The organism is Mesorhizobium sp. LSJC285A00, from assembly GCF_000503155.1.
Classification (GTDB): domain Bacteria; phylum Pseudomonadota; class Alphaproteobacteria; order Rhizobiales; family Rhizobiaceae; genus Mesorhizobium.
Map to the genome: position 1 here is coordinate 57,077 of NZ_AYVK01000053.1, position 9,674 is coordinate 66,750.

General features: G+C 62.6%; 8 protein-coding genes. 2 read left to right on the forward strand and 6 right to left on the reverse strand.

The genetic code is table 11. The features are described 5' to 3' along the window. Positions 1-71 precede the first annotated feature (71 nt). Complete coding sequence (locus tag X726_RS140170; RefSeq protein WP_023673238.1) at positions 72-1,607, forward strand: FAD-dependent monooxygenase; 1,536 nt, start codon at positions 72-74, stop codon at positions 1,605-1,607. Between the two features lie 117 nt (positions 1,608-1,724). Here the strand turns inward: X726_RS140170 and X726_RS140165 are convergent, their stop codons facing one another. Both X726_RS140165 and X726_RS140160 read right to left on the reverse strand, forming a co-directional pair. Then, on the reverse strand, positions 1,725-3,320 hold the full coding sequence (locus X726_RS140165) for a DHA2 family efflux MFS transporter permease subunit (protein ID WP_031215512.1): 1,596 nt from the start codon (positions 3,318-3,320) through the stop codon (positions 1,725-1,727). 22 nt (positions 3,321-3,342) lie between these two features. Next, positions 3,343-4,524 carry an HlyD family secretion protein gene (locus X726_RS140160; RefSeq protein WP_023673240.1) on the reverse strand — a complete coding sequence of 394 codons (1,182 nt, stop codon included), beginning with the start codon at positions 4,522-4,524 and terminating at the stop codon, positions 3,343-3,345. Between the two features lie 146 nt (positions 4,525-4,670). Here X726_RS140160 and X726_RS140155 point away from each other — a divergent pair, with 146 nt between their 5' ends. Further along, complete coding sequence (locus X726_RS140155) at positions 4,671-5,414, forward strand: TetR/AcrR family transcriptional regulator (RefSeq protein ID WP_023673241.1); 744 nt, start codon at positions 4,671-4,673, stop codon at positions 5,412-5,414. 66 nt (positions 5,415-5,480) lie between these two features. Here X726_RS140155 and yihA read toward each other — a convergent pair whose 3' ends face one another. The 4 genes from yihA to yidC form a co-directional block, all read right to left on the reverse strand. Further along, positions 5,481-6,140: a ribosome biogenesis GTP-binding protein YihA/YsxC gene (gene yihA / locus X726_RS140150; protein ID WP_023673242.1), complete on the reverse strand. Its 660-nt coding sequence runs from the start codon at positions 6,138-6,140 to the stop codon at positions 5,481-5,483. Further along, entirely contained in the window at positions 6,137-6,775 is a 639-nt protein-coding gene (locus X726_RS140145) for a CatB-related O-acetyltransferase (protein WP_023673243.1), read from the reverse strand. The genes yihA and X726_RS140145 overlap by 4 nt, the downstream gene beginning before the upstream one ends. A gap of 319 nt (positions 6,776-7,094) precedes the next feature. Continuing rightward, the gene (locus tag X726_RS140140) at positions 7,095-7,661 is read right to left on the reverse strand and encodes a fasciclin domain-containing protein (protein ID WP_023673244.1); all 567 of its coding nucleotides are present in this window, start codon (positions 7,659-7,661) and stop codon (positions 7,095-7,097) included. Between the two features lie 345 nt (positions 7,662-8,006). Beyond that, positions 8,007-9,674, reverse strand: a 1,668-nt coding sequence (gene yidC / locus X726_RS140135; RefSeq protein WP_023673245.1) for a membrane protein insertase YidC, incomplete at its 5' end; no start/stop codon positions are given.

The window sequence follows — 9,674 nt, forward strand, 5'->3', positions numbered from 1 at the left end:
GTCAACTTCAAGAATTGGCAGACGGCTTTTTATGCGTAGATTCCGCAGCCCTAACGAGAGGGCCAGAACCTATGCAGCCAACCAAAGCACGGGCTCGCGACGGCAAGCCCAAATCGACCGACGGTGTTGATGCGGACCGGCCGCGAATATCCCATCAAGTGGTGATCGCCGGCGGCGGCCCGACCGGGTTGATGCTGGCCGGCGAGCTTTCCCTGGCCGGCATCGATGTCGCCATCGTCGAGCGGCGCGAGAACCAGGATCTCGCGGGCGCGCGCTCGGGCGGCCTGCATTCGCGCACCATCGAGATCTTCGATCAGCGCGGCATTGTCGATCGGTTCCTGTCGCAAGGTCAGACCGCCCAGGTCGCGGGTTTCGCCGGCGTTTCGCTTGACATCAGCGACTTCCCCACCCGCCACAATTACGGGCTGGCGCTGTGGCAAAAGCACATAGAGCGCATCCTTGCTGACTGGGTCGAGGAGCTGGGCGTCACGGTCTACCGTGGCCGCGAGGTGAAAGGCGTCGTGCAGGATGGCGGCGGCGTCGATGTCGCACTGAGCGATGGCGGGTTGCTTCGTGCCGATTATCTTGTCGGCTGCGACGGCGGCAGAAGCCTCGTGCGCAAGGCGGCGGGCATCGAGTTCCCCGGTTCCGAGCCGACAACCAGCAATTTGATCGCCGAGATCGAGGTAACGGAAGAGCCGCAATGGGGTATCCACCGCGATGCCATCGGAATTCACGGCCTCAGCAGACTGGAAGACGGTACGGTGCGGGTGCTGGTGACCGAACGCGAGGTCGGGGCCGGCGGCGTGCCCACATTGCATGAGCTCAGCGAGGCGCTCATTGCCGTCTACGGCACCGATTACGGCGTCCACAATCCAACATCGCTGGCCCGCTTCACCGACATGACCCGGCAGGCAGCCGCATACCGCAAGGGGCGGGTGCTGCTGGCAGGCGACGCCGCGCACGTGCATCCACCGGACGGTGGACAGGGGCTGCAGACCGGCGTGCAGGACGCGGTCAATCTGGGCTGGAAGCTCGCCCAAGTGGTCAGGAAAACTGCGCCCGAAAGCCTGCTCGACAGCTACCAGGCAGAGCGCCACCCGATTGCCGCGCGTGTGATGAAAAACACCATGGCGTCGGTCGTGCTCCGTCGCGAAGACGAGCGCACCAAGGCGCTGCGCGATACAGTGTCGGAACTTCTCGGCATGGAAGAGCCGCGCAAGCGTTTTGCCGGCATGTTGTCCGGCCTGGACATCCACTACGATCTTGGCGAGGGGCATCCGCTGCTGGGGCGTCGCATGCCGGATCTCGACCTCGTCACCGCTGCCGGTCCGCTGCCGGTTTTCGCCCTGCTGCACGACGCTCGGCCGCTGCTGCTTAATCTTGGTGAGCCCGGCGCTTTTGGTATCGGCCAGTGGGTGGAGCGGATTCAGCTGGTCGACGCCAGCTACGATGGCGCGTGGGAGCTTCCGGTGCTGGGCGCGGTCAAAGCACCCGGCTCTGTGCTGGTCCGGCCTGACGGTTATGTGGCCTGGGTCGGCGGCCCTGAAGCAGCCGGGCTAACCGACTCGCTGACCAAATGGTTTGGGCCGCCTGCCGCAGCATAGCGCGCCGGGTGTTTGACCAAGGAGCTTGATAACGATCGATGCTTAAGCGTGACCCCGGAAATCGGGGGTGATTTCCGGGGTCACACACGAGGGCGCCAGGCGGGGGGTCCGGCGCGCTCAATGGCCTCCGCCACCGCTGCCCGCGGGCGGCGCCGGCTTGGCGATGACCAGGGTGAAGACCGCCATGGTCGCGAACAGCACGGTCAGCATGGTGAACACATCCATGAACGACAGCAGCGACGCCTGCTGCTGGACCATGCCCGACAGTTTGGAGATCGCCGCCTTGGTGGCGTCGAGGCCGGGAGTCTGCTGGAAGTCGAGCGTCATGTTCTGCAGCTTGGTCTGCGCCGCCGCACTGCCCCATTCCACATGCTCGGCCAGCCTGGCGTAGTGGAAGGCGCTGCGATCGATCAGCACGGTGTTGATGACGGCAAGGCCGACCGCACCGCCGAGGTTGCGGGTCAGGTTGAACAGGCCCGACGCGTTCTTCAGCCGGTCCGGCGGCAAGGTGCCGAGCGCAATGTTGTTGATCGGCACCATGCACAGCATCATCGAGCTGCCGCGCAGGATCTGCGGGATCAGCAATTCCCAGAAATCCCAGTCGGCGGTCAGATGCGTCATCCACCATGTGCCGGCAGCGAAGCCGAACAGCCCGATCATCATCATGATGCGCAAATCCATCTTGCTCGACAGGATGCCGGAAATCGGCGCAGTGACGAACATCGCCAGGCCACTGACGAACAGGGCTTCGCCGATCATCAAGGAATCGTAGCCGCGGATGCGTCCTAGGAACACTGGGTAGAGATAGGTCAGACCGTACAGGCCGATGCCGATGACGAAGGAGAACAGCGAACCGAAGGCGAAATTGACGTTGGTGAAGGCCCTGAGATCGACGATAGGCTCCTCGGCGGTGAAGGCACGCCAGAAGAACAGCGCCGCACCGACAACCATGATGATGGCGCAGATGAACACGGCCTGTTCCTGCAGCCAGTCATGGTTCGGACCTTCCTCGAGCACATATTCCATGCAGCCGAGAAACGCCGCCATGCCGGCAAGGCCCCACCAGTCGAACTTGCTGAACAGGCCGAGATTGGGCTTGTCGAAATCGATCAGGGTCCAGGTCGTGACCGTCACCAGAATGCCTGGAATGACATTGATGAGGAACAGCCAGTGCCACGACATGGCATGGCTGATATAGCCGCCGACGGTCGGGCCGATGGTCGGCGCCAGCGTCGCCACCAGGCCGATCATCGGCGACACCATGGCGCGGCGCGACGGCGGGAAGATGGTGAAGGCGGCGGCGAAAACGCTCGGGATCATGCCGCCGCCGATAAAGCCCTGGATGGCCCGGTAGACGATCATCTGGTCGATGTTGGTGGCGGTCGCGGCCAGCGCGCTGGCCGCCGTGAAGCCGGCCGCGGCGCCTGCAAACAGCACGCGCGTCGACAGCATCCGGCTGAGGAAGCCCGACAGCGGGATCATCACCACTTCGGCGATCAGATAGGCGGTCTGCACCCATGGGATTTCATCGGAACTGGCGCTGAGGCCGGCCTGGATCTCGGCCAGCGAGGCTGAGACTATCTGGATGTCGAGGATCGCCATGAACATGCCGAACACCATCGCCAGGAAGGCGATGAGGCGGCGCGTCGAGATGGTCGTCGGTACCGCCGGCATGGCAGGGGCCGCTCCTGCTGTTATGGTTGCGGTTGCCATGGCGTTATCCCCTTGCGGCCGCTCAGTTCGCCGCGGCCGGAGCCGTGCGGCTGTCGACGGCGACGACGACGCTCAGGCCGGCGCGCAGCCTGCCTGCCTTCAGCACATCGGCCGGCACGTCGATGCGAACCGGGATGCGCTGCACCACCTTGGTGAAGTTGCCGGTGGCATTTTCCGGCGGCAGCAGCGAGAACACCGCACCCGAAGCCGGCGCCAGCGACGACACCGTGCCTTCGAAATCATGGCCGTCCGTGGCGTCCACCGAGACCCGCACCTTCTCGCCGGGCATCAGCTTGGCCAGCTGCGTCTCCTTGAAGTTGGCAACGATGTAGAGCTTGTCCAGCGGCACCACGACGGCGAGCTTCTGGCCGGGGCTGACGAGGTCGCCCTGCTCGACCGAGCGGTTGCCGACGACGCCGTCATAAGGCGCCTTGAGCACGGTGAAGGAAAGATCGCGGGCGGCCTTGTCGCGGTTCAGCCGCAGCGAAGCCAGCGTGCTGGCCGATTCGGCGCGCTGCGCTTCGAACACGCCGATATTGGCCTGTGCGGCTGCAATCTGCGCGTCGGCGCCGACAAGGGCTGCATTGGCCTGGTCGAGAGCGGTCTGGGCATCGTCCAGTTGCGCCTGCGTGCCGACATGCGTCTTGACCAGTTGCGCGGCGCGCTGCTGGGCACGAGCGGCATTGTCGGCTGCCGCCTGGTCGGCGACCTTCTGCGCCTGCGCCTGTTGCAGCGAAGCGTGCGCCGCCTTGGTCTGCGCGTCGATACGGTCGAGCGTCTTGGCCAGCGTGGCGATCTGCGCCTCCGCCTGGGCAACGGCTATTCTGTAGTCGCCGTCGTCGATCGTCAGCAGCGGATCGCCGGCCTTGACCTGCTGGTTCTCCGAGACCTTGACTTGATCGACATAGCCGGAAATCTTCGGCGAGACGAACGACATGTCGGCCTGGACATAGGCATCGTCGGTCGAGATCAGGAACCGGCCGTCGGTCCAGTAATTATAGCCATACCAGGCGCCGGCGCTGAGCAGAGCGAGGCCGATGATCGGCAGCATGAACGAGCGAGCCGACCGCTTCTTCTTGGCCGGCACCTCGGCCAAAACTTCGGCGGCAGGCTTGATGGGCGCTTCCGGCGCTTCGATAACCGGCGAGACCTTGGCGTGGGGAAAGGGGCGGACTTCGGCGGTGGTTGACGTGTTCGAGGACATGATATCTCGCTACCGTAGCTACATAAGGAAAATGTGTTATACTGAACCGTTCGGTTCGATGCGAACGTTGACATAGCGCTAAAGCAGGCCCATATCAAGAGCAATCGAACCGCTCGGTTCGAATTATTTCGCGAGGTGTGACTTTAATGGCCGACACGTTACCCGACGTCGAAAATGATCGGTGCGATGTGCTGGATAGTGCGCGTCGCGGCCGCCCGGCGGCGGGCCAGGATCCGGTCAAGCGCAGCCAGATCATTGAGGGCGCGCGGCGCGTGTTCATCGACAAGGGCTTCGAAGCGGCGTCGATGAACGACATTACCCGCGAGGCCGGCGTCTCCAAGGGCACGATCTATGTCTACTTCGCCAACAAGGAAGAGCTGTTCGAGGCGCTGATCGAGGAAGAGCGCGGCACCATCTTCAAGAACATGTACGACATGCTCGACCGCGCCGACGATCTGCGCCAGACGCTGGTGAAATTCGGCAAGGTGCTGTCGATGAAGATCACCTCGGCCAAGGTCATCCAGGCGCAACGCACCGTGATCGGCGCCTCCGACAGGATACCGGACATGGGCGCGCGGTTTTACGAACGTGGCCCAAAACGCGGCCACGACAAGGTGGTCAAGTTCCTCAATGCAGCCATCGAACGCGGCCTGCTCAAGATCGATGATGTCGATCTTGCCGCCTATCAATTCACCGAACTGTGCCTCGCCGGCCTGTTTCGCCAGTGCATCTTCGCCTACCGCACCACGGCGCCGAGCCAGGATGAAATCGACCACATCGTGCGGTCGGGCGTCAGCCTGTTCCTGAAGTCCTACGGCACCGAAAAGCTTGCCGAGGAAGAAAGCCATCAGATGATCGCGCTCGAGGCGAAGTCCAAGGCAAAGGCCTAGTTAGCCAAAGGTCTTTTTTCGCAACTCCGGACGGAAAACCGCTTCACACTTTTCCCGGAGTTGCTTTTAACCGCCATTGGCCGCCAGCACGATCGCCGCGCGCAGTTCGTCCAGACCCTCGCCCTTTTCCGACGACGTGGCGAGCACGAACGGAAACGCCGCCGGCCGCTTCTTGATCTTCAGTAATGTCTCTTCGATCAGCTGCGGCACGCCGGCGGCCTTGATCTTGTCGGTCTTGGTCAGCACGATCTGGTAGGACACCGCCGCCTTGTCGAGCAGCGACAGCACTTCGTCGTCCTTGGCTTTGATGCCATGGCGGGAATCGATCAGCACATAGACCCGCTTCAGCGTCACGCGGCCCTTGAGATAGTCGAAGACCAGCTTGGTCCAATCGTCCACCTTTTCCTTCGGCGCGCTGGCATAGCCGTAGCCCGGCATGTCGACCAGCGCCATTGGCGGCAGGTCGGTGCCTTCGCCGGAAAACCCGCCCGGCACGAAATAGTTGAGCTCCTGCGTGCGCCCCGGCGTGTTGGAGGTGCGCGCCAGCCCGTTATGGCCGACGAGCGCATTGATCAGCGACGACTTGCCGACATTGGAGCGGCCGGCAAAGGCGATCTCAGGCGGCCCCTCCGGCGGCAGGAACTTCATCGCCGGCACGCCGCGGATGAAGATCCACCCCTTGGTGAACAGGTCGGTGCCGATGACGGTGTTGCCCAGCGCGTTCAAATTGCTGCCTCCAGCCTCGAAATATCGGCGCCCCGGATGGCGTTGAGGTTGCGGCCGATCTTGTCCACCGGCCAATTCCACCACGCCACAGCCAGCAACCGCCGCACCGTCCTGTCGTCGAAACGCATCTTCACCACCTTTGCCGCATTGCCGGCGACGATCGCATAGGCCGGCACGTCATGCGTCACCACCGATTTCGCCGCCACGATGGCGCCATTGCCGACCGACACGCCGGGCATGATCACCGCATCCATGCCGATCCATACATCATTGCCGACCACCGTGTCGCCGCGCACTTCCTGTGACCACGTCTTCGGGTCGAAGCCTTGCTCCCAGCCATGACCGAAAATGTTGAACGGATAGGTGGAAAAGCCGGACATCGCATGGTTGGCGCCGTTCATGATGAAGCGCGCGCCCTCGGCGATGGCGCAGAACTTGCCGATGATCAGCTTGTCGCCGATGAAGGGATAATGATGCAGCACGCATCGCTCGGCGAATTTGTCCGGTCCGTCAGGATCGTCATAGTAGGTGAACTCGCCGATCTCGATATTCGGCGCGGTGACCAGGGGCTTGAGGAAGCCGACGCGGGTGTGCATCGGGATGGGGTGTTTGATGTCTGGGTTGGGTCCGTCCATGGCGAGATCCGTCGAGAGTGGCGCAAATTAAAGCCGCCATTCTAGATGGCGTGATCCGCCCTATAGCACCAATCGCCCGATGAGCGAGCCCTGCTGGGCTTCGATGTTCAGTTCGTGCCGCGGCAGATCACGATCAGGTCGACCGCCGCCGTCGGCTAAGGCGCCCTGAAACCCAAAAAAACGGGGCCCTGCGAAGGACAAGCAGGACCCCGGTGGTGTCGAAGACGGCTTCAAAAGAATGGCACCTCCTCGTGAGGTGGGGAAGGCAGACCGAGAAAGCCCGTCGCAGCCCGCCGTCATTCCCCGTTGCGTAAAGCCGTTACTTCGGCAACAGCACCTTGTTGACGACGTGGATGACGCCGTTCGACTGGTTGACGTCGGCGACCGTCACCTTGGCGGCGCCGCCGGACTCGTCGACGATATAAAGCGCGCCTTTTTTTACCTCGGCGATCAGCGTGTCGCCGCTGACGGTCTTCATTTCATACTTGCCACCCATCGCCTTGGCCTTGGTCATCATATCCTTGGCGGAGATCTTGCCGGCCACGACATGGGCGGTCAGGATCTTGGTCAGCTTGTCCTTATTTTCGGGCTTCACCAGCGTGGCGACGGTGCCGGCCGGCAGTTTCTTAAAGGCGGAATCGGTCGGCGCAAACACCGTGAAGGGTCCCGCGCTTTCCAGCGTGTCGACCAGGCCGGCGGCCTTGACGGCGGCAACCAGCGTCTTGTGGATCGGCGAGTTGAGGGCGTTCTCGACGATGTTCTTCGAGGTCAGCATCGCAGCGCCGCCAACGGCGGGATTGGCGAGCGTATAGGCCGTCGTAGCTGCGAGGCCCGATAGAGCCAGGCCGGCGGAAAAGCAGAATGCCTTGAGGATGGACTTTGCCATTGGAGAACCCTTCTGGTGCGACAATTGTTGATTCGATTGTCGGGAAGAGTTACGCGGCGATTGCGGGAAAGTTTCGGTGCAGAGTAAAAAACGATAATGATAACAAATACTTAAAGGCGAATGCCCATTCCACGCGCCGCATCCCCGCGATGGACATGACGGGGTCACGGATCAAAAACAGCGGTCTTCGGATTAGAGCTGATCGGTGTTGATCGGCCTTGGCGGTACAAGCAGCAGCCACGCCGGTTGCACGCCGCAAGTTTCGCGCCTCACGGGAACGTGATGCGCGCCTCGTCCAAAAAAACCCCGGACGAGCCGGGGCTTTGATTGCCGGAATAGCGCCTTCTATTCAGCCGGCGAGGGTTTCTTTCGGAACAATGCCGTCAGATTGTCCCACAATTCGATCTTGGCGCCCTGGCGCTTCATGATCACGCCCTGCTGCAGGATCGACAGCGTGTTGTTCCAGGCCCAGTAGATGACGAGGCCGGCCGGGAAGCTGCCCATCATGAAGGTGAAGATCACCGGCATCCAGGTGAAGATCTGCGCCTGCGTCGGATCCGGCGGCGTCGGGTTCATGCGCATCTGCAGGAACATGGTGATGCCCATGACCACCGCCCAGGCGCCCATATGCGGCAGGAATGCCGGTGGCGCGAAGGGCAGCAGGCCGAACAGGTTGAAGACCGAGGTCGGATCGGGCGCGGCCAAATCCTGGATCCAGCCGAAGAACGGCGCGTGCCGCATCTCGATGGTGATGTAGAGCACCTTGTAGAGCGAGAAGAACACCGGGATCTGCAGCGCCACCGGCCAGCAGCCGGCGAGCGGATTGATCTTCTCGGTCTTGTACAGCTCCATCATCGCCTGTTGCTGCTTCATCTTGTCGTCCGCGTATTTCTCGCGGATCTCGAGCATCTTGGGCTGCACCTTCTTCATGTTCGCCATCGACGCATAGGATTTGTTGGCGAGCGGGAAGAAGAGGGTTTTGACGACGACCGTGGTGGCAAGGATGGCCAGGCCGAAATTGCCGAAGAATTTGTACAGCGTGTCGATCAGGTAGAACATCGGCTTGGTGATCCAGATGAACCACCCCCAATCGATCAGCCGGTCGAACAGCCTGATCTGCCGGTCCTGGGCGTAGGCGTTGATCTTGTTGACTTCCTTGGCGCCGGCGAAGATCTCGGTCTCCACCGTCGCCGACTGGCCGGCGGCAATGGTGATCGGGTCGGTGAGGAAGTCCGACTGGTAGCGCGGGCGGCCATTGTCGAAATAGGCATAGTGCGGCTGGAAGGGCTGCTTCTCGGTCGGCACCAGGGTGACCGCCCAGTATTTGTCGGTGATGCCAAGCCAGCCATCGGTCGATTTGCTCGGCGTATACAGCTTGTTCTTCTCGATGTCGGCGTATTTGTGCTCCTGCAGGCCTTCCGTGCCGGTGACGCCGATCAGGCCTTCATGCAGCACATAGGAGCTGGCAATGGCTGGCTTGTCGAAACGGATGACGCGGCCGTAATTGGACAGCGTGACCGGGGCCGAGCCTGAATTCTGCACCGCATCGGAAACGGTGAACATGTAGTCGCCGTCGACGGAGATCGTGCGCTTGAAGGTCAGGCCCTTGTCGTTGGTGAAGGTCAGCGTCACTGGCGTCGCCGGCGTCAGAGTCGCATTGCCGTCGACGCTCCAGACCGTTTCCGGGCCCGGCACCGTGCCGGTCGTGTCGCTGCCGACAAAGCCGATCTCGGCATAATAGCCGGTGGGCAGCGCCTGCGGATTGAGCAGCTGGATCTGCGGCGATGTCTTGTCGACCGTCTCGGTATAGTGCTTGAGCTTGAGGTCGTCGAGGCGGGCGCCGGTGAGGTTGATCGAGCCCGACAGGCTCGGCGTGTCGATGTTGACGCGGGCCGTCTTGGCCACTTCCTGCGCGCGGCCTTCCGGCGTCGTAACATAGGTGCCGGGCGCGTTTGGAATGGCGCCGGGCGCTGCGGGCGCCGGCGTGCCGCCGGGGTTGGCGGCCTCGGCCGC